Here is an 18,550-nt window from a genome sequence, read left to right as displayed (position 1 = left end):
GGTCCTACGGGGCCTGTCCCAGCACGTCGTCAGCCTCGGTGGCCTCAAGGAGGTTCTCGAGGTGGGCGTCGTCGTTGAAGCCCAGAAGCATGCCGCTCCCCTCGCCCAGCAGGACGCGGGTGATGCTGGTGTTCGCCACACTCAGGCGGGCCCAGGCGTTCGCGGGCACGCCGCCCAGGGCGAGACCCACGGCGACGCGCACCACGCCGCCGTGCGTGAACACCAGGACGCGTTGCCCGGGGTGGCGCTGGCGCAGGGCGGCGAAGGCGGCGCCACTGCGGGCGTACAGGTCCTCCATGCTCTCCCCACCGGGACGGCGGGTGCTCCAGGGTTCGCTGCCCAGCGCGCTCAGGTAGTCGGGGTACTGCTCGCGGATCTGGCTGATGACCAGCCCCGAGAGTGCCCCAACGTCAATCTCCCGCAGGCCGGGGTCCCGCTGAGCGGGGGGCGCGCCGGTCAGGCGTTCGGCGACGATCTCGGCGGTGCGGGCGGCGCGCGTCAGGTCACTGGTGTACACGGCGTCGAAGTGCTGCCCGGTCAGGCGCTCGGCGAGGCTGGCCGCCTGGAGGGTGCCGACGTGACTGAGGGGCACGTCCGCCTGCCCCTGGTAACGGCCGTCGGCGTTCCAGGTGCTCTCGCCGTGCCGCACGACCCAGAATTCGGTGGCGGTAGCGCGGTCGGGCGCGGCGAATCCGGTGGGGGCGAGTCGCTTGGTCAAACGGCTCCCGTGAACGTGACGCCCTGCCCGTGAATCATCTGGCCGATGACCCAGGGCTGCTCCCCGGCGGACTTCAAGGCGTCCAGAGCGGCCTGTTCCTGCTCGGCGGGCAGGATGAACAGGAAGCCGACGCCCATGTTCAGCGCGCGGAACGCTTCGTGGCGGGCAACCTGGGCGCGCTGCACGATCAGTTCGAAGACGGGCGGAACGGTCCAGCTGCCAGTGTCGATCTGCATGCCGATGCCCTGCGGGAACACGCGGGGTGGATTGTCGATCAGGCCACCGCCGGTGATGTGAGCCATGCCGCGCACGTCGGCTCCGGCGCGTTCCAGGGCGTCGAAGGCGTGCAGGTAGGCGCGGTGCGGGACGGGCAGCAGCTGTGCGAGGGTCTGCCCGTTCAGGTCGGCGCGGGCTTCAGTCCAGTCGAGGTCGTCCAGTGCCATGCGAGCCAGTGAGAAGCCGTTGGTATGGAGGCCGCTGCTGGGCAGCGCGATGACCGTATCTCCAGCCTGGATGCGGCTGCCGTTAATGAGTCTGGGCCGGTCAACGACGCCCACAATGGTCCCTACAATATCCAGTTCGCCGTCCACGTACACGCCGGGCATCTCGGCGGTCTCGCCACCCAGCAGCGCCACGCCGAGGGCCTCGCACGCCTGCGCGGCCCCGGTGACGACCTCGGCCACGCGTTCGGGCAGCAGTTTGCCCATGGCGACGTAATCGAGGAAGAACAGCGGTCGGGCGCCCTGCACCAGGATGTCGTTCACGCAGTGGTTGACGATGTCGCCGCCCAGCCCGGTGAAGGTGCCGCTGCGCACCGCAACCTTCGTCTTGGTGCCCACGCCATCGGTGCTGGCGACCAGCACGGGGTCATCCATGTGCCCGAACGCGGCGCGGAACAGCCCGCCAAATCCGCCCAGGCCACCCAGGACGTTGGGGGTGTGGGTGCGCGCCACGGCGCCTTTCATGAGTTCCACCGCGCGGTGTCCCGCGTCGATGCTGACGCCCGCCCGTTCGTATGCCGACGCCTGGGCGCCTTCGTCTTGCTTGGTCATGAGCCTCCTACATCCACCGGTTCGCAGTGGACTTCGGGCGTTCAGTTTACCCGAGTCCGCGGGCCGCGCGCCCGCGCCGGATCAGCCAGCGTCCAGCCGCGACCAGGCCCACCAGTCCGGAGAGGATCACCATGCCCCACAGCAGCCGCTCGCCGCTCTCCGAGAGCCACACGACCAGCGCGGTGACGGGCAGTGCGCCGGCGGCGGTGGCCAGCATGAACGGCCGGAACTCCATGCGGGCCGCGCCTGCCACGAGGTTCATCACGTCGGCAGACAGGACCGGCATCAGCCTGATCATCAGGACGCCCTGCGTGCCGTGCCGTTCCGTAAACTCGTGGACCTTCACGCGGGCGCGCTCGCCGACCAGGGTGCGGATCAGGGTGTTGCCCAGCGCGCGGCCCAGCCAGTACCCGGCGGCGGCGCCCAGCAGGGTCCCCACGTACACGATCAGGAAGCCCTCGTATGGGCCGTAGGCGCGGGCGGTCACAGCCGTCAGGACCAGCGCGGGCAGCACGGGCAGCACGGCCTGTAACACGAATCCCACCAGCAGGGCGAGGGGGCCCGCCCAGCCCAGGCCGTCCACGAAGGCGCGCGTGACGGCCGGGTCGCGGCTGGTAAGCGCCGCGAACGCCGTCACCAGGAAGGCCCGCACGTCCGGCAGCAGGGCCACGCCGATCAGCAGGGCGAGGGCGGTGCCCAGGATCAGCCAGCGCAGGGAGCGTGGGGGTTGGCGCGCGGCGGTCATCGGCGCCCAGTGTAGGGGCGGCGGGGGTGAGTTTCGCCCCGCCAAAGTTGGAGTGCGTTCACACTCGCGTCCCGGGTGTCAGGGCCACGCTCAGCTGATCGTGCGCGAACGACCAGCCGGGTGGCAGCACGGCCCCGCGGCGCACGTCCACGCCGTGTGAGAGGTGCGTCAGGACGACCTGCCGGGCCCCGCGTGCCCAGGGCAGGTCGAGGGCCTCACGGACGTCGTACACGCTGCGGCTGCGGTGAGGCACGCCGCTCTCGTCCTCGAACGAGGTGCCCAGCGCGAGCAGGTCCAAGCCGGACAGCCACGCCTGCGCCACGTCCGGCGGCACGTCAATGGCGTCCGTGAACACCGCGGCCCGCCAGTGCGGGGCATCGAGGCGAACGGCGTGGCTGTGCCCGTTCGCGCCGTGCGGAACGCGGAAGAGCCTGAGGGTCACGTCACCCAACGTGACGCCCGCCTCTGGCAGAGGCTGCACCGGTCCCTCGCCGCTGAAGGCGTAGGGGAACCGCTGCGCGAGCGCCGGGATGACCTCGGCCGGAGCGTACACCTGAAGCTTCCCCCGGGCGTAGCGGACGTAGTCGAGCAGGTCGCCCAGGCCCAGGATGTGATCGTTGTGCGCATGCGTGATGAGCACCACGTCCGGCACGAGCGGTCCCGGCAGGCGGGCCAGCGCGGCGTGCGTGTCCGGCCTGGCGTCCAGCAGCGCGGTACCCTCGGCGCCGTCCTTCAGCGGCACGCGCAGCAGGGTGGCGGTGCGGCCCCGGCGGTTCTGGCCGCCCGTGCGGGCCTCCTGGCAAACGGGGCAGGCGCACCAGAAGCGCGGCACGCCCTTGCTGTCGCCGGTCCCCAGGAAGGTGATGGAGGCGTGCGGAACGGGCGGGGTCACACGCGCATCAGGTCGCGGGCGGCGCGGGTCAGGTCGCCACTGCCCGCCAGGCTGCTGCCCACCAGCACGGCGTCCGCCAGGTCGCGCACGCGGTCCAGCTCGGCCGCCGACCGGTACCCGCTCTCGGCCACGAGCACGCCACCGTAGCCGGCGTCGCGGGCGCGGCGGATCAGGCGCGGGCTGACCTCCAGGTCGATGTTCAGGGTGGTCAGGTCGCGGTTGTTCACCCCGATGATCGGCGCGCCTGCGGCCAGCGCGAGGTCCAGTTCGCGTTCGTCGTGCACCTCCACCAGCGCGTCCAGACCTAGGTGGTGCGCCATCTGCAGGTAGTCAGCGGTCGCCTCGTGCAGGACGCTGACCATCAGCAGCGCCGCGGACGCCCCCCACTCGGCGGCCTCGCGCAGCATGGCGGGGTGCACCACGAAATCCTTGCGCAGCGCGGGCACGGTCACGCCGCCCACCACGTCCCGCAGGGCCTGCGGCGTCCCGTCAAAATGCCGCGGTTCGGTCAGCACGCTGATGGCACGCGCGCCGCCCGCCTGGTAGGCCAGCGCGGCGTCCAGCGGTTCCAGCGGCGCGATGGCCCCCTGGCTGGGGCTGGCGCGCTTGACCTCCGCAATCAGGGACAGGCCCGGCTGCCGAAGGACCGCCTCAAAGCGGCGCGTGCGGGGACGGGCGGCACCCAGGGCCGGGTCGGCGCCCGCGTAATCGGCGGCGCGTTCGTGCACAATGCGGCCCAGCACGCCGGGCACGCGGTCAAGGTGGAGCGTCACAGGGGCGGCGTCGTCACGGGCTGACATCCGCGTGAGCATAGCGCGGGGTTGGTGCAGTGGGGCGCGGGCGTGTTAGCCTGCGGGTCTATGAGTCTCGCCCCCGGCAACGGCCCCGTTCAGATCTCCGAGCAGCAGGTTCAGGCCCGCATTCAAGAAATCGCCGCGAAAATCCGCGAGGACTACCGGGGGATCGAACCGCACCTCATCTGCGTCCTCAACGGCGCGTTCATGTTCCACACTGACCTCGTGCGCGCGCTGGACATGCCCTGCACCATCGACTTCCTGCAGGCCAGTTCCTACGGGAACGCCAAGCAGAGCAGCGGCGAGGTCCGGATCGTGAAGGACCTTCAGTTCCCCATCAGTGACCGGCACGTGATCCTCGTGGAGGACATCGTGGATACCGGCATCACCATGAACTACCTGCTGCACTACTTGGAGGGCCGCGGCCCGAAGACGCTGAAGATTGCGGCGCTGCTCAGCAAACCCAGCCGCCGCAAGGTCGAGATTCCCGTGGAGTACCTGGGGTTCACGATTCCTGACGCGTTCGTGTACGGGTACGGCCTGGACCGCGCGCAGTTCGACCGCAACCTGCCGTTCATCACCAGCCAGGAGTAAGGCAGCGTAGAAACGGACGCCTGAAGAATCGGCGTCCGTTTCTGGTCTTCTGGAGCGGACGCGCGGCAACACAAGAGGCACCCCGTTTCCGGAGTGCCTGCTTCGTCTGGAACGGAGTGCTTACCAGCGGTCGTTGCGACGGGCGCCGGCGCCACCGCCGTAATCGCTGACCGGGGCGGCCTTCGTCACGACAATGTTCTTGGCCTGGGGGCCCTTGCCGCGCTGGCCTTCCTCGATTTCGAATTCGACTTCGTCGCCTTCGTTCAGCTTCTTGAAGCCGCTGGCCTGGATCGCGCTGAAGTGCGCGAACACGTCGGGGCTACCTTCGGTCTGAATGAAGCCGTAGCCTTTTTCCGCGTTAAACCATTTCACTTTACCTACTGCCATAATGCACTCCTTAGTTTCCAGATATAGGGGTGGGCGCACGGTGAAGACCCTGTGCGCCCACCCTCTTTGTGCGAACTCAGGAAACTATGAGCGCAGTGTAGAGGGCACCCCACAGGCCAAACGTGCGTAAGCCTACATTTTAGGCCACTCGACTCAGTGGCTGCTCAATGCCCGTCCAGAAGGCCTCACAGGGGTGCTGCACCACGTGAAGAAAGGCCAGTTGCACGCACGCCATGCCCTTCCGTAGCGTCAGCACATGGACTGGATTGACCCGCTGGCCCAGCTACGCCTGCTGATCGGCCTGGGCGTCGCGGCCCTGCTGACCGGCCTGATCGGCTGGGAACGCGAGGCCCACCGCGCGGGCGCTGGCCTGCGCACCCACATGCTCGTCGGGATCAGCGCCGCCCTGTTCGTGGTGCTGGCCGAGCAGCTCATCCGGCAGTTCGGCAGCGACAATCCCGCCGTGCGGTTCGATCTGGTGGGCGTGCTGGCCGCCGTCGTCAGCGGCGTGAGCTTCCTGGGTGCGGGCACGATCTTCTCCACGCGCAAGGGCGGAGAGGCGCGGGGCCTGACCACCGCGGCGAGTCTGCTGGCCAGTTCAGGCGTGGGTGTCGCCTGCGGGCTGCATCTGTACGTGTTTGCGCTGGGGGCCACGCTGCTGTTCCTGTTCGTGCTGCGTCCTCTTCACTACCTGGAACGTGGGCGGCGGGACGGAGAAACCTGAGGGCTGAGCAGTCCGCGCGGCGAACCAGACTGAACAGTGAGATTGAGGTGCTGATCTGCGACCCCTCCCACGCACACACCTTCCCACTCCATCTGAAGATGCATTTCCTGATCAGGGCGTGCGCTGGACTGTCTGACTGGACGACTTCTTGACAGGCGAAGGGGAGGGGCTAGGCAGATCGCCAGGATTGTATACAATATCCACAATGACCTCCTTCGAGCGCCCCACCCTGGTCCGCGACGGCGTGTACGAACACCTCCGCCGCGCCGTGCTGGACGGTGACCTCACCCCAGGCGAGCGACTGGGCGAGGTGGAACTCGGCGCGCAGCTCGGCGTGTCCCGCACGCCCATCCGCGAGGCCCTGATGCGCCTCACGCAGGACGGCCTCCTGATCGCCGAGGCGAACAAGGGCGTGCGCGTCCGCACCCTCAGCGCCACCGAAGCCCGCGACACGTACGTCGTCCGCGAGGAACTCGACGGCCTGGCCGCCGCCCTGGCCGCGCAGCACCACACCCCCACCGACGCGGCCGCCCTGCGCGCCGCCCTGGCCGACCTGCACGCCGCGCCCGGCAGCGACTACCGCGCCCAGACCCGCCTGGACCTCGCGTTCCACCGCGCCATCACGCACGCCGCGCACAACGCCGCCCTGAACGACCTGAACCGCGACCTCGAACAGCGCGTGGCACTGATCAAGCACCAGACCCGCACGTACAACGCCCACCCGCAGACCGACGCCCAGCACGCCGCGCTCCTCGACGCGATTCTCGCCCGTGACCACGACGCCGCGCGGGACGCCGCCCGCACGCACGTCCGCACCTTCGCCGCCCTCGTCCTGAACGACCTTCAACCCAGGAGCACCCCATGATCGACCAGATGTACCGCAAAGCCGTCCTGACCGTCGCCGGGCAGAAAGCCATCGAGAACGCCGTCCGCGCCCGCGGCTGGGGCATGGCCCAGCGTTTCGTCGCCGGAGAAACCCCCCAGACTGCCATCCAGGCCGTGCACGACCTGAAGAAAGATGGCATCATGGCGAACCTTGACCTGCTGGGCGAATTCATCGAGAGCCCCGCGCAGTGCACGCAGTTCGCCGACAACGTCATCACCATGCTGGACGCCGCGCACGCCGCCGGCATCACGCCCTACGTCAGCATTAAGCTCTCCAGCGTCGGCCAGGGCAAGACCGTGGACGGTGAGGATCTGGGCCTCACGAACGCCCGGCGCATCATCCGCCGCGCCAAGGAGTACGGCGGCTTCGTGTGCCTCGACATGGAAGACCACCCCCGCGTCGACCAGACCCTCGCGCAGTTCCGCACCCTGCACGGCGAGTTCGGCGGGCAGCACGTCGGCACCGTCCTCCAGAGCTACCTGTACCGCACCGAGAAAGACCGGGACGGCCTGGACGACCTGAGCCCCAACCTGCGCATCGTGAAGGGCGCGTACCTGGAACCCGAAACGGTCGCGTACCCGCAGAAAGCCGACGTGGACGCCGCGTACCGCCGCCTCGTATACGCCCACATGCAGGCGGGGAACTACGTGAACGTCGCCACGCACGACGAAAGCATCATCCACGACGTGCAGATGTACGCCCTCGCGCACGGCATCAGCAAGGACGCCTTCGAATTCCAGATGCTCTACGGCATCCGCCGCGACCTGCAACGCAACCTCGCCGCCGCCGGATACCGCGTCCGCGCGTACATCCCCTACGGCCGCGACTGGTACCCCTACTTCAGCCGCCGCATCGCCGAAACACCCCGCAACGCCATGTTCGTCATCCGCGGCATGCTCAAGGGCTGAGGTGCGCTCTACTCCGGCCATGAACCCGATTCCTGCCGTGCATCCCCTGCTCGTGAGCCGCCTGCATGATTTTGCGCAGGGGTACTTTCAGGCGATCCGGAAACTGAACCTGGATACATCGCCGGACACGAGACGCCACCTGCCGGAACTGTTCCTGACCGTTGGTCAGATTGGCGCCACGCCCATGACGCTGCATATCTTCCCTGACCCGGCCCTGGACGCCTGGGAGGGGCTGAAACCCGAGGTGCAGTCCCTGATCCGTACCTACCTCGGCGGCGGCGTGCAGGGCATATTGCACACCACCGAGGAGCGCGGCGCCATGTACGACACCCTGCAGCGCACTGGCGACAGCCGCTACCTGCATCCCGGTGCGCTGCGCACGCTGGCTGACCTCCGGGTGGGCCGCGACGCATACGGCCTGACGTACAGCACGGTGCAGACCGTTCATGTGCTCGGGCTCGCCCTGCTGGCTCTGCTCCTCTGGGTGTTCCCGGACGGGACCAGCACGCTGGAATCGGTAGGCATCTGGCTGTTCTACGCCGTGCTCGGGGGCGCCTCGTACCTGCTCCTGACCCTGCCGCTGCGTGTCCCGGCGGTGTACACCCTACTCGCCCGCTCACGCCTGCAGGCATTCGGGGCCGTGCTCGCGGATTGCCAGGCCGTTGGCCGCCAGAACGTCGACGACCATCTCGCTGCGGAGATTCCCGCCTCAGTCATGACCAGACTCGCTCAGTTGCCAGCGCAGCGCCCGCAGGCGCAGGACGTGCTGCTGCGTGACGAGTGGCGGCTTGGCGAGCTGTGGGACCTGGCGCACCGCGCTGCGCACGATCTGGCGAAGCTGCCCGAAAGCAGTCTCGCCTTCCCGCCAGCCACCCTTCAGACCGAGGCCCTGCTTGACCGTGTCCTTGAAGCCTTCGCGCTTCAGGCCGCCGAGCCCAGCGAACTGCATCAGCTGCACCAGCAGATCACCCAACATGCCCAGGCGCTGGGTGTATCGACCCACACTGATCGCCCCCATTCCCTCGTTCTTCCCCAGAGCCCCATTGAAGGAGTTACACCATGATCAAAGTTCAGGACTACCGCCCGCAGAGCTTCATCGATTTCACGAAGGAAGAGAACGTCAAGGCCTACCAGGACGCGCTGAAGAAGGTGCGTGCGGAACTGGTCGGGAAGCACTACCCCATGGTCATCAATGGTGAGCGGGTGGATACGGCGGAGAAGCTGACCAGCCTGAACCCCTGCGACACGAACGAAGTGGTGGGCACGACCGCGAAGGCGACCATCGAGGACGCCGAGCGGGCCCTGCAGGGCGCGTGGACGGCGTTCGAGAGCTGGAAGAAGTGGGACATGGACGCCCGCGCGCGCGTTCTGCTGAAGGCGGCCGCGATCCTGAAGCGCCGCCGCCTGGAGGCGTGCGCGCTGATGAGCATCGAGGTCGGCAAGAACTACGCCGAGGCCGACGTGGAGGTGGCGGAAGCGATCGATTTCCTGGAGTACTACGCGCGCAGCGCCATGAAGTATTCGGGCTTCGGGAGCAGTGAGACGACGTGGTTCGAGGGTGAGGAGAACGGCCTGATGAGCATCCCGCTGGGTGTGGGCGTGAGCATCAGCCCGTGGAACTTCCCTTGCGCGATCTTCATCGGGATGGCGGCCGCGCCGATCGTGGTGGGGAACTGCGTGATCGTGAAGCCCGCCGAGGACGCGGGCCTGATCGCGGGGTTCATGGTGGACATCATGCTGGAGGCCGGGCTGCCCGCCGGGGTGCTGCAGTTCCTGCCCGGCGTGGGCAAGGAGATCGGCGAGTACCTGACGACGCACGCGAGGACGCGCTTCATCACGTTCACGGGGAGCCGCGCGGTGGGCCTGCACATCAACGAGGTGGCGGCGAAGGTGCAGCCCGGCCAGAAGTGGATCAAGCGCGTGATCATGGAACTGGGCGGCAAGGACGGCATGATCGTGGACGAGACGGCCGACCTTGACGTGGCGGTGACGGCGGCGGTGCAGGGCGCGTTCGGGTTCAACGGGCAGAAGTGCAGCGCCATGAGCCGCCTGATCGTGGTGGACAGCGTGTACGACGATGTGGTGAATGCCTTCGTGGAGCGCGCCAGGGCCCTGAAGGTCGGGACGGGCGAGGAGAACGCGAACGTCACGGCGGTCGTGAACCAGATGAGCTTCGACAAGATCAAGAGCTACCTGGAGATTGCCCCAAATGAGGGCAAGGTGCTGCTGGGCGGCGCGGCGACCGGCGAGGCGAACGGGAAGCAGGGCTACTACGTGCAGGCGACCATCGTGGGCGACGTGAAGCGCGAGTCGCGTCTGGCGCAGGAGGAGATCTTCGGGCCGGTCGTGTCAGTCATCCGCGCGCGGGACTGGCAGGACGCGCTGGATATCGCGAACAGCACCGAGTACGGCCTGACGGGCGGCGTGTGCAGCGCCAGCCGTGAGCGTATGGAGCAGGCCCGCGCGGAGTTCGAGGTGGGGAACCTGTACTTCAACCGCAAGATCACGGGCGCGATCGTGGGCGTGCAGCCGTTCGGTGGCTACAACATGAGCGGCACGGACAGCAAGGCGGGTGGCCCGGACTACCTGGCGAACTTCATGCAGCTGAAGACCGTCACGGAACGCTGGTAACCGGCCACCTTCATCCACCCGAATGGGGGCCAATATGCGGTTGCATGTTGGCCCTTCGCCTTAGCAAGAAGAGCACTCTATTTCTGAAAATTTGATCATTGAAACGCGCGGGTCATTTTCGATTGATAAATATTTTATTACCTAAATTACCATGTGAAAACTTCTGATGCTGACCTGATCTTCAAGTCAGAATTTTCATCGTATGCCAGATGTCGCCTGCGCGTTGCCACATTTGTCGGCTCAGTGCGGCGCAACAGCCTGAATTAGCTTTGTACAACCCAGCAATCAGACTCTTCTGAACTCACTCCAAAGCTGTCTAGGTATGCGGTTCATTGCGAATGCACTCCGCACTAACATCCCCCTCAACTTCATCACACCGAGCGACGCTCACTGACCGCCCTGACGCAGCCCCCAGCCGCGCCAGCCCACCGTTTTCACCTGCGTTCGGCTGCGAGCCGGAAGCCCGCCTTCCGCCGCACACTGGAGATCCCATGAAGCACACCCGCTCTATCCTGGCCGCCACCCTCGCCCTGAGCCTCGCCGCCTGCAGCCAGCAGACGGCCACCCCAGCCGCGACCGCCCCCGAAGCCAGCGCCCCCACCGACGCCATCACCGGCGCGTACCTCGTGGGCTTCAAGCAGGGCAACCTGGGCAGCCAGAGCCTGACCGAGCAGGCCGCCGTGCAGGCCCAGGCCATCGCCGCAGCGGGCGGAACCATGACCAGCCAGTGGGTGGACATCAGCGCCGCCGCCGTGAAACTCGACGCCGCCGCGCTGGCCAAACTGAAAGCCAACCCCAGCGTCGAGTACGTCGAACCCGACTACGTCCGTCACGCCATGGGCTTCAAGAGCGGTGTCAAGGACAGCGCAGTCAAGACCAGCCTGAGCAGCCAGAACGTGAGCGCACAGGCCCTGTACGCCCCCAGCGGCGAATTCACCTGGGGTGACAACGCCCTGCGCGTCCAGAACCTGCGCAGCGCCGGCTACACCGGCACGGGCGTCGCCGTATGCGTTGGCGACACCGGCATCGACGGCAACCACCCTGAATTCCAGCGCAAACTCAAAGGCTTCAAGAACTTCGTCACCAACGAAGCCAACCGCAACGACCCCTACGCCCTGAACGACCTGTCCCACCACGGCACTCACGTGTCCGGCACGATCTTCGCGCAGCTGGGTGCTGGCACCGGCGCGACCGGCATTCAGGACGGCATGGACGCCAACGGCGTCGTGGGCGTCGCCACCGGCGTGAACCTGTACATGGCCCGCGTGCTGGGCGACACCGGCAGCGGCAGCAGCAGCGGCATCATCAACGGCGTGAACTGGTGCGCCGCGCAGCTCAAGAGCCAGGGCGGCACCGAGAACAAGGTCGTCATCAGCCTCTCCCTGGGCGGCGGCAGCAAGAGCATGACCGAGCAGCGCGCCTACACCAGCGTCTGGAACAAGGGCGCCATGACCATCGCCGCGACCGGGAACGACGGCGCCGCCGTCTCCTACCCCGCCGCGTACACCGAAGTGGTCGGCATCGGCGCCGTGGACAGCAACCTCGCCAAGGCGGACTTCAGCAACTTCGGCACGCAGGTCGACCTGGTCGGCCCCGGCGTGGACGTGATCAGCAGCGTGCCCCTGGGCCAGGGCACCCGCGCCAGCGCCTCCGGCGGCGGCGTGACCTTCACGCAGGTGCAGGCCGCTGACCTGACCGGGAAGGGCAGCTTCACCGGCAACATCGTCCGCGCTGGCGACGGCACCGGTACCGCCGGCGCGAACGAATTCTGCGGCACCAGCACCCGCAACAGCGCCCTGGCCGGGAACATCGCCCTGATCAGCCGCGGCACCTGCTCCTTCGAGGAGAAGACCGCCAACGCCGTCGCCAGCGGCGCCAAGGGCGTCATGATCTACAACAACGCCGCCGGCGCCCTGGGCATGAGCCTCACCAACAGCTACGCCGTGCCCGTCGTGGGTATCCAGCAGGCCGACGGTCAGGCGCTGCTGCCCAAGCTGCCCACCACCGGCACCGTCGCCGTGACCAGCGCCGACTACGAGTCCTACAACGGCACCAGCATGGCCACCCCCCACGTCAGCGCCGCCGCCGCGGTCGTCTGGGCTGCCAAGCCCACCCTGACGAACACCCAGCTGCTCAGCCTGCTGACCAGCACCGCCAAGGACCTCGGCACCGCCGGGAAGGACAACAACTTCGGGTACGGTCTGGTTGACCCCCTGAAGGCCATCAACGGCCAGTAACCGTTACCTGCACGCGGCACCCCTTCCACACGGAGGGGGTGCTGTTCGTTAGCGTGAGCACATGCGCCGAGCAGCACTCCTGTTCCCCCTGCTGCTGTCCGGCACGCTGCCGCCCACGCCCGCGCAGCTGTTCCTCACAGGCACCCTGACCGCCACGCAGCCCCCGCGTCACCCTGCGGGTCAAGAGGTTGGACACGCCGGGCCGCTCGCTCACGACCGGGCTGTGTCAGGTGCGGTACAGCGTCTTCGACCGGCAGGGCCGCCCACTCCTCGGGTATCCGACCCGGTCGACCCTCTGCGCCGAGGTGGGCCTGGGCGTGAATACCGCGCGGGCTGCGTGGGGTGCTTTCACCCTCGACTTCTCCCCCGTCCGCGCCGCGCGGCTGCCCGCCGGGACGTACCTCATGACAGCGCACGTTCAGGCGAAGGACCAAGGCACGCCGGTGCCCCTCATGTCGAACACCGCGGCGCTACGGGTACCCTGACGTGAGTGATCTTCAGAACGCGATCGCCGGACTGTACACAGCGTTCGGGACGGCGCCCAAGGCCGACAGTCATCCGGCACGAACCATATGAACTTCAGCCCGGCGAGATCACCGCGCTCCTGAAGACTCCACTGCGTGAACTGCCACCGGGACTCATGCGCTCGTACCTGGGCGACGCGCTGTACAGGGTGGGCACCTGGGACGACTTCCGTTCCTTCCTGCCGCGTCTGCTGGAACTGCTCGTGACCGATGAAACCGAACTCGATCCCATCGCCGACCGGCTGGCCTACGGCCGCGAGCAGGGGTACCAGCTGCCCGGGCCGCAGGAGGCCGCGCTGGGGGCCTTCTTCCTGGCGTACTGGGACGACCTGCTCTGGCACTTCCCGTGGTACGCCGATCTGGCGCTGAGGTGGGGTCTGATGGAGCAGGTAGGACTGACCCGGTCAACGCTGCTGGCCATCTGGTGGGCTCATCCGAACCGCGCGCTCGTGCTGGCTGAAGTGTTGCTCCTGAACGGCACGCCACCGCCGGAATGGCCGCGCGCAGCGCTGCGCGACTGGCTGGAGGCTGCTTTTTTCACTGCCACTGATGCGGAGGATGAGCGGTTCTACAGCAGCGCCCTGTTGATTCTGGAGCATCTGCCGGACCCCGCGGGTCCGTGACCCCTACCAGCCCGCCTCTTGCAGCAGCTGGTCAACGATCTGCACGCCGCCCAGAATGGCGGGGATGCCGCCGCCGGGGTGGACGCCGGTACCGACCTGCCACAGGCCAGCGCGCAGGCGGTACGGCTGAGGGTGCAGTGGGCCGCCGCGCCAGGCGGGCAGGCCGGGGCCGTACAGGGCGCCGCCCGGGTGTCCGCCCTGCGCGTAGTGGTCCGGGGCGAGCGTGGCGACGTCCAGCGCGTCGCGCAGCAGGCCGGGCGTGTGCAGAGTCTCCTCGACCCGCCTGAGTTGCGCCTGCACCCACGGGTGGGGCAGGGTCAGGGGCTCGCCGGTGGCGGGTGTGGCGAGCAGGATGCTCAGCTGCCGCGTGTGCGCGTGCACCAGGGTGAGGGTGTCCGGGGGCAGTGCGCCGCGCTGCACGTGCGCGTGGAAGGCCGCGAAGCTGCTGGGCGGCAGGACGCTGGTGGCGGGGAGCGGGGCGGGGTGGGGCAGGACGGCGTACACGCCGACGCCGCTGACGGTGCGCCGCGCCAGAGGAGATGGGGCGGACTTGCCGAGAAGCGCCGCGAGGCGGTGGGGGTCCATGGCACTGACCAGGAGGTCGTGCCGCGCCGTCTCGCCACGGCTCAGGATGAGCGTCTGTCCGAGAACGGATTTGACGGTCGTCTGTTCGCGCAGCTGGACGCCCCGTGCCTGCCCGAACGCCAGCAGGGCGTCCAGCAGCGCGCCCATGCCGCGTTCGGGCTGGTAGATCTCGGCGCTGGCCAGGGCTGGGATCAGGGCGTACAGGGGCGGGGCGACCTGCGGGGCCAGTCCGGCGTTCAGGGCGTGCGTGGCGAGCGCGTGGGTCAGGGCGGGTGGGAGCCGCTGGGCGGCCAGCCAGCGCTGCGCGGTCAGGTAAGGTCCCTGCACGCGCAGCAGGGCAGCCGCAGCCTGCCGGAACAGCGGGTCGCGCAGGCGGGGTGGCGTGGTCAGCAGCACCGGCAGGAACGGCGCGAGCGGCGCGGCGGCGCCCTCGTACCGCTCCCAGTGGGGGTGCAGCGGGTGTCCAGGCGGAACCGGGAGGGGGACCGGGCCGTGCGGGGTGTGATGCACGCCCAGCCCTCCCGGAAGGGGGCGCAGGTTCAGGGGGTCGGGCTCGTTCAGGCCGCGCAGGTACGCGCGCCAGACCTGCGGGAACGTGAACAGGCTGGGTCCGGTGTCCACCACCTCGCCGGCCAGCATCAGCTGGCGCAGTTTCCCGCCCAGGCGGTCCCGGTCGTACACGGTGACGGCGTGCCCGCGTCCCGCGAGCCGGGCGGCGAGGGCCAGTCCGGCGATTCCGCCGCCGAGAATGCCGACGGTGCGGGTCACGTCAGGGGCCCGTCCACTGGCCGCGCGCGAGCAGGTACACGAGCTGCACGCCCGCCACGGCGCCCACGATCCAGGGCGTGATGATGCTCAGGGGGTAGAGGCGCGCGGCGTGCCCGGGGGTGGGGCGGCGCAGCAGGGCCAGGGCCATGCCGCCGCACGTGACGAGCAGGGCCAGCGCCGTGAGTTTGGAGACCGGGACCAGCAGGGCGGCCGCAAGGATGAACCACGCCAGGGCGTAGGCCGCGGCGCCGCGTGTGCCGAGGGTCGTGGCGACGGTGCGCGTGCCGGCGGCGCGGTCGGCGGGGATGTCCTGCGCGGCGTCGAAGGCATGCTTCCCGACCGAGTAGCTCATGAGGGCCAGCAGCGGCCACCAGGGAACCGGCGTGCCCAGGGCCAGGGCGGGCAGTGCCAGGGGCAGGGCGTAGGCGACGTTGCTCAGGCCGTCCAGGACCGGGCGGGCTTTCAGGCGCAGCGGGGGCAGGCTGTACGCGGCGAACAGCAGCGCGGCAACGAGCAGCAGCAGCGTGGCGGGGTGCGGGAGCAGCGCGGTCAGCAGGACCAGCGCGGGCAGGTTCCACCAGAGGGTGGCGCGCAGGAGTGGCGCGGCCTCCTGCGCGCGCAGGCGGGCCCCCTGCCAACCGCCCTTACGGGAGGAGCGGGCGTCTTCCTCCTGGTCCCACAGGTCGTTCAGGCCGTAGATGAGCAGGTTGAAGGGCAGGGTCAGGTACGCGAGCAGGGCCAGCACCCCGGCGTCCAGGGTGTACAGGCGGCCGGTGAGCCACACGCCGGTCACCAGCGTGCCCACGGTGTTCACCCACAGCGCGGGCCGGGAGACGACCAACACGCGCCGCAGGGAGAGCCGGGCGGCGCGGGTGTCGGTGGGGGCGGCGCGATCGGTCGGCATGACGGCAACCTCGTCAGCATAGCGGCTGGGTGTGGTGGGCAGATGCCCCGGCCCTCTTCAGGCTGGGTGACGTTTGGCTGGAATCGTTACGTTCCCGGGGGGCCGCACCACTCAGAATAGGGTTTGATGAACCTTCCCGCTGGCCGGTCACTGACTGCCATGTTTACCGCCTCCGAGGTCGAGGCACAGACCGGCGTGCCCGCCACCACCCTGCGGCAGTGGGAGCGCCGCTACGGCTTCCCGCGCCCCGAGCGCAGCGCAAACGGCTACCGGCTGTACTCCCCACATGACGTGGCGGCCATTCAGCGCATGCAGGCGCACCTGAACGCTGGGGTGCCTGCCAGCCGCGCTGCGGAACTCACGCAGCAGGACCTGGACGCCACGCCCGCTGAGCCGCAGGCACGGGACGCGACCGAGTGGTCCCGGCAGCTCACGACCGCCCTGATCGGCTCGGACATGGATCAGGCGGGCGCCGTGCTGGGGCATGTGCACTCGCAACTGCCCGTCGAGGACGTCCTGACGCACGTGATCTCCCCCACCCTGGCGGACATCGGGGCGCGCTGGGAACGCGGGGAGATCACGGTCGCGCACGAGCATCAGGCCAGCGCGTTCCTGCGGGCCCGCCTGTCTCACCTGATGGACGTGGCGGGCGTGCAGGAGGGCTTCGGGCCGCTGGTGGTGGCCGCCTGCGCGCCCGGCGAGGCGCATGAACTGGGCCTGATGATGCTGACGCTGGCGCTGCGGCGCCGGGGCGTGCGGGTCGCGTACCTGGGCGCGAACGTGCCGCTGGGCGACCTGGCCGTGTTCTCCCGGCAGCAGGGAGCGCGGGCGGTCCTGCTGGCCCTGAACGGCGACTGGGCGCTCGGCCCGACCCGCGAACACCTGCGGGACCTGGATGGGCTGGGCGTGCCGCTGTTCGTGGGCGGGGCCCTCCTGAACGGCCGACCGGACCTGGCCGCCGAGCTGGGCGGCGAGTACGCCGGGCCGGACGCGCCACGCGCCGCGCAGCAGATCGCCGCGCACCTGCACCGCCCTCAAGGAGGCACCCCATGAGAATCCTGGTCACCGGAGCCAGCGGCTTTGTCGGTCAAGCCGTCGTGAAACAACTTGTGCAAGGCGGCCATGACGTCTGGGCGGGCAGCCGCCGGGGCGAGGCGGTGGGCGCCGCGCGCGGCGTGAAGCTGGACGTGACCGACCCGGGCAGCGCGCAGCGCGCCGCCGGTCAGGCCGACCCGGAGGCCGTCGTGCATCTGGTGGGCATCATCGCGGAAGCTGGGGACCAGACCTTCGAGCGGGTGCATGTCGAGGGCACCCGCAACGTCCTGGCCGCCACGCCGCGCGGCGCGCGGTACGTGCACATGAGTGCGCTGGGCGCCCGCGAGGACAGCGGCAGCCGGTACTCCAGCAGTAAGGCCCGAGCCGAGGCGCTCGTGAGGGCCAGTGGGCTGGACTGGACGATCTTCCAGCCCAGCCTGATCTTCGGCGTCGGGGACGACTTCTTCGGGCGGGTGCTGCGGGAACTGGTGTCCAAGGCGCCGGTCGTGCCGCAGATCGGGGACGGGTCGTTCCCGTTCCGGCCGGTCAGTGTGCAGGACGTCGCGCAGGCCTTCGCGCGCGCCGCAGGCAGCCGCACCGGGCTGCACGGCACGTTCACCCTGACCGGACCGGAGGAATTCACGTTCCGGCAGTTGCTGGACCTGGAACTCGGGGCCCTGGGGAAACGCAAGCCCATCGTCCCGGTGCCGCTGCCGCTGATGAATCTCGCCGTGCCGCTGATGCAGGTGCTGCCCAAGCCACCAATCACCCGCGACCAGTACGCGATGCTCAAGGAAGGCAACACCGCGCCGAACGAACCGGCGCGCAGCACCTTCGACCTGCCGATGCTCCGGTTGCAGGATCACCTGCCGCAGATCGTGCAGGCCGCCCTGAAAAAGTAAATTCGCGACCCCCGCCGCTCAGCCCGGCGGGGGTCGCCGCCCGCTGCGGTCAGCTGAGGGTGCGGGGCAGATCCTGGAGGGCGATCACGTCCATGGTGGGCGCGCCCTGCCGGAACGCGGCGAGGTAGCCGCTCACGGTGCCACCGGCCCGCTCGACCAGGCGGGCCAGGGCCTGCGCGGTACCGCCGCTGGCGACGACGTCCTGCACGACCGTCACGCGTTTGCCCTTCAGGCGATCGGCGTGCGGGCCGTCCAGCCAGAGGGTCTCGGCGACGCCCAGGGTCATGCTGGGCACGTCCTGAATGATGGGATTCTGCATGTACGTGCGGCGTTTCTTGCGCGCGCATACGTACGGCAGGCCCGAGCGGTCGCTGAGTTCATGCGTCAGCGGCAGGGCGTTCGTGACGACGGTCAGGAGCACCTCGGTACCCGCTGGGATCAGGGCGACCATCTCCTGCGCGACAGCCTTGGTGAATTCGCTGTCACCGATGAATTCAACCAGGGGCACGCGGCCCATGCCGCCCGCGCGGACAGTGGGAAGGGTGCGGCTCACATCGCCGATGGTGACGGTCAGTTCCTGCGGGGCAGTGGTCATGGCTCAGGCTAACGCACGGGTGTCAGCTGGGGTCGGCAGGCCCGGA

At 69.0% G+C, this 18,550-nt stretch carries 20 protein-coding genes; 11 read left to right on the top strand and 9 right to left on the bottom strand.

Annotated elements, in window-relative coordinates:
• Window positions 1–4: 4 nt before the first annotated feature.
• From IEY63_RS00745 to trpC, 5 genes are read right to left on the bottom strand one after another with little or no spacing between them, the layout of a single operon-like run.
• Window positions 5–718 (bottom strand): histidine phosphatase family protein, encoded by a 714-nt coding sequence (locus tag IEY63_RS00745; protein ID WP_189067068.1) that lies wholly within the window; start codon window positions 716–718, stop codon window positions 5–7.
• The gene (purM, locus tag IEY63_RS00740; protein WP_189067067.1) at window positions 715–1,770 is read right to left on the bottom strand and encodes a phosphoribosylformylglycinamidine cyclo-ligase; all 1,056 of its coding nucleotides are present in this window, start codon (window positions 1,768–1,770) and stop codon (window positions 715–717) included. The genes IEY63_RS00745 and purM overlap by 4 nt, the downstream gene beginning before the upstream one ends.
• Window positions 1,771–1,816: 46 nt before the next feature.
• Window positions 1,817–2,515 (bottom strand): TVP38/TMEM64 family protein, encoded by a 699-nt coding sequence (locus IEY63_RS00735; protein ID WP_189067066.1) that lies wholly within the window; start codon window positions 2,513–2,515, stop codon window positions 1,817–1,819.
• Between the two features lie 58 nt (window positions 2,516–2,573).
• On the bottom strand, window positions 2,574–3,407 hold the full coding sequence (locus IEY63_RS00730) for an MBL fold metallo-hydrolase (protein WP_189067065.1): 834 nt from the start codon (window positions 3,405–3,407) through the stop codon (window positions 2,574–2,576).
• Window positions 3,404–4,207 carry an indole-3-glycerol phosphate synthase TrpC gene (gene trpC / locus IEY63_RS00725; RefSeq protein ID WP_189067064.1) on the bottom strand — a complete coding sequence of 268 codons (804 nt, stop codon included), beginning with the start codon at window positions 4,205–4,207 and terminating at the stop codon, window positions 3,404–3,406. Before trpC ends, IEY63_RS00730 begins: the two co-directional genes overlap by 4 nt.
• 60 nt (window positions 4,208–4,267) lie before the next feature.
• Between trpC and hpt the strand changes: the two genes are divergently transcribed.
• The gene (gene hpt, locus IEY63_RS00720; protein ID WP_189067063.1) at window positions 4,268–4,795 is read left to right on the top strand and encodes a hypoxanthine phosphoribosyltransferase; all 528 of its coding nucleotides are present in this window, start codon (window positions 4,268–4,270) and stop codon (window positions 4,793–4,795) included.
• 120 nt (window positions 4,796–4,915) lie between these two features.
• On the opposite strand, the gene IEY63_RS00715 is transcribed toward hpt, so the two are convergent.
• Window positions 4,916–5,182, bottom strand: a complete 267-nt coding sequence (locus IEY63_RS00715) for a cold-shock protein (protein ID WP_046842690.1) — start codon at window positions 5,180–5,182, stop codon at window positions 4,916–4,918.
• 256 nt (window positions 5,183–5,438) lie between these two features.
• On the opposite strand from IEY63_RS00715, the gene IEY63_RS00710 reads away from it, so the two are divergent.
• The 8 genes from IEY63_RS00710 to IEY63_RS00675 all read left to right on the top strand — a co-directional run bounded on the left by IEY63_RS00710 (window position 5,439) and on the right by IEY63_RS00675 (window position 13,715).
• Entirely contained in the window at window positions 5,439–5,906 is a 468-nt protein-coding gene (locus IEY63_RS00710) for an MgtC/SapB family protein (protein ID WP_189067062.1), read from the top strand.
• Window positions 5,907–6,111: 205 nt separating this feature from the next.
• Window positions 6,112–6,771 (top strand): GntR family transcriptional regulator, encoded by a 660-nt coding sequence (locus IEY63_RS00705; RefSeq protein ID WP_189067061.1) that lies wholly within the window; start codon window positions 6,112–6,114, stop codon window positions 6,769–6,771.
• A complete protein-coding gene (locus tag IEY63_RS00700) occupies window positions 6,768–7,700 on the top strand; it encodes a proline dehydrogenase family protein (protein ID WP_189067060.1) in 933 nt (310 codons plus the stop codon). The genes IEY63_RS00705 and IEY63_RS00700 overlap by 4 nt, the downstream gene beginning before the upstream one ends.
• Before the next feature lie 19 nt (window positions 7,701–7,719).
• Window positions 7,720–8,763 carry a hypothetical protein gene (locus tag IEY63_RS00695; protein ID WP_189067059.1) on the top strand — a complete coding sequence of 348 codons (1,044 nt, stop codon included), beginning with the start codon at window positions 7,720–7,722 and terminating at the stop codon, window positions 8,761–8,763.
• Window positions 8,760–10,331 (top strand): L-glutamate gamma-semialdehyde dehydrogenase, encoded by a 1,572-nt coding sequence (gene pruA, locus IEY63_RS00690; protein ID WP_189067058.1) that lies wholly within the window; start codon window positions 8,760–8,762, stop codon window positions 10,329–10,331. The genes IEY63_RS00695 and pruA overlap by 4 nt, the downstream gene beginning before the upstream one ends.
• Window positions 10,332–10,822: 491 nt before the next feature.
• Window positions 10,823–12,568, top strand: coding sequence for a S8 family serine peptidase (locus tag IEY63_RS00685; RefSeq protein WP_189067057.1), 1,746 nt, complete (start codon window positions 10,823–10,825; stop codon window positions 12,566–12,568).
• 188 nt (window positions 12,569–12,756) lie between these two features.
• Window positions 12,757–13,053 (top strand): hypothetical protein, encoded by a 297-nt coding sequence (locus tag IEY63_RS00680; protein ID WP_189067056.1) that lies wholly within the window; start codon window positions 12,757–12,759, stop codon window positions 13,051–13,053.
• A 155-nt stretch (window positions 13,054–13,208) separates the two neighbouring features.
• Complete coding sequence (locus IEY63_RS00675) at window positions 13,209–13,715, top strand: hypothetical protein (RefSeq protein ID WP_189067055.1); 507 nt, start codon at window positions 13,209–13,211, stop codon at window positions 13,713–13,715.
• A gap of 3 nt (window positions 13,716–13,718) precedes the next feature.
• On the opposite strand, the gene IEY63_RS00670 is transcribed toward IEY63_RS00675, so the two are convergent.
• Both IEY63_RS00670 and IEY63_RS00665 read right to left on the bottom strand, forming a co-directional pair.
• On the bottom strand, window positions 13,719–15,068 hold the full coding sequence (locus IEY63_RS00670; protein ID WP_189067054.1) for a phytoene desaturase family protein: 1,350 nt from the start codon (window positions 15,066–15,068) through the stop codon (window positions 13,719–13,721).
• A gap of 1 nt (window position 15,069) precedes the next feature.
• A complete protein-coding gene (locus tag IEY63_RS00665; RefSeq protein WP_189067053.1) occupies window positions 15,070–15,972 on the bottom strand; it encodes a UbiA family prenyltransferase in 903 nt (300 codons plus the stop codon).
• Window positions 15,973–16,131: 159 nt separating this feature from the next.
• Between IEY63_RS00665 and IEY63_RS00660 the strand changes: the two genes are divergently transcribed.
• Window positions 16,132–17,025 (top strand): MerR family transcriptional regulator, encoded by an 894-nt coding sequence (locus tag IEY63_RS00660; protein ID WP_229784397.1) that lies wholly within the window; start codon window positions 16,132–16,134, stop codon window positions 17,023–17,025.
• Window positions 17,022–17,909: a complex I NDUFA9 subunit family protein gene (locus IEY63_RS00655; RefSeq protein ID WP_189067051.1), complete on the top strand. Its 888-nt coding sequence runs from the start codon at window positions 17,022–17,024 to the stop codon at window positions 17,907–17,909. The genes IEY63_RS00660 and IEY63_RS00655 overlap by 4 nt, the downstream gene beginning before the upstream one ends.
• 49 nt (window positions 17,910–17,958) lie before the next feature.
• Here the strand turns inward: IEY63_RS00655 and IEY63_RS00650 are convergent, their stop codons facing one another.
• A complete protein-coding gene (locus IEY63_RS00650; RefSeq protein WP_189067050.1) occupies window positions 17,959–18,504 on the bottom strand; it encodes a phosphoribosyltransferase family protein in 546 nt (181 codons plus the stop codon).
• Between the last annotated feature and the right edge of the window lie 46 nt (window positions 18,505–18,550).

The sequence above is a fragment of the Deinococcus radiotolerans genome (assembly GCF_014647435.1).
Classification (GTDB): Bacteria; Deinococcota; Deinococci; order Deinococcales; family Deinococcaceae; genus Deinococcus; species Deinococcus radiotolerans.
Note: the sequence above shows the minus strand (reverse complement) of the source record. Positions and strands in the feature narration are given on the sequence as shown.

Excerpts from the sequence above, each read along its gene's own strand:
- IEY63_RS00710 (WP_189067062.1), top strand. The coding sequence starts at position 5,439 with ATGGACTGGATTGACCCGCTGGCCCAGCTACGCCTGCTGATCGGCCTG.
- IEY63_RS00675 (WP_189067055.1), top strand. The coding sequence starts at position 13,209 with ATGCGCTCGTACCTGGGCGACGCGCTGTACAGGGTGGGCACCTGGGAC.
- IEY63_RS00715 (WP_046842690.1), bottom strand. The coding sequence starts at position 5,182 with ATGGCAGTAGGTAAAGTGAAATGGTTTAACGCGGAAAAAGGCTACGGC.
- trpC (WP_189067064.1), bottom strand. The coding sequence starts at position 4,207 with ATGTCAGCCCGTGACGACGCCGCCCCTGTGACGCTCCACCTTGACCGC.
- IEY63_RS00685 (WP_189067057.1), top strand. The coding sequence starts at position 10,823 with ATGAAGCACACCCGCTCTATCCTGGCCGCCACCCTCGCCCTGAGCCTC.
- IEY63_RS00660 (WP_229784397.1), top strand. The coding sequence starts at position 16,132 with ATGTTTACCGCCTCCGAGGTCGAGGCACAGACCGGCGTGCCCGCCACC.
- hpt (WP_189067063.1), top strand. The coding sequence starts at position 4,268 with ATGAGTCTCGCCCCCGGCAACGGCCCCGTTCAGATCTCCGAGCAGCAG.
- IEY63_RS00655 (WP_189067051.1), top strand. The coding sequence starts at position 17,022 with ATGAGAATCCTGGTCACCGGAGCCAGCGGCTTTGTCGGTCAAGCCGTC.
- pruA (WP_189067058.1), top strand. The coding sequence starts at position 8,760 with ATGATCAAAGTTCAGGACTACCGCCCGCAGAGCTTCATCGATTTCACG.
- purM (WP_189067067.1), bottom strand. The coding sequence starts at position 1,770 with ATGACCAAGCAAGACGAAGGCGCCCAGGCGTCGGCATACGAACGGGCG.
- IEY63_RS00705 (WP_189067061.1), top strand. The coding sequence starts at position 6,112 with ATGACCTCCTTCGAGCGCCCCACCCTGGTCCGCGACGGCGTGTACGAA.
- IEY63_RS00700 (WP_189067060.1), top strand. The coding sequence starts at position 6,768 with ATGATCGACCAGATGTACCGCAAAGCCGTCCTGACCGTCGCCGGGCAG.
- IEY63_RS00695 (WP_189067059.1), top strand. The coding sequence starts at position 7,720 with ATGAACCCGATTCCTGCCGTGCATCCCCTGCTCGTGAGCCGCCTGCAT.
- IEY63_RS00665 (WP_189067053.1), bottom strand. The coding sequence starts at position 15,972 with ATGCCGACCGATCGCGCCGCCCCCACCGACACCCGCGCCGCCCGGCTC.
- IEY63_RS00650 (WP_189067050.1), bottom strand. The coding sequence starts at position 18,504 with ATGACCACTGCCCCGCAGGAACTGACCGTCACCATCGGCGATGTGAGC.
- IEY63_RS00735 (WP_189067066.1), bottom strand. The coding sequence starts at position 2,515 with ATGACCGCCGCGCGCCAACCCCCACGCTCCCTGCGCTGGCTGATCCTG.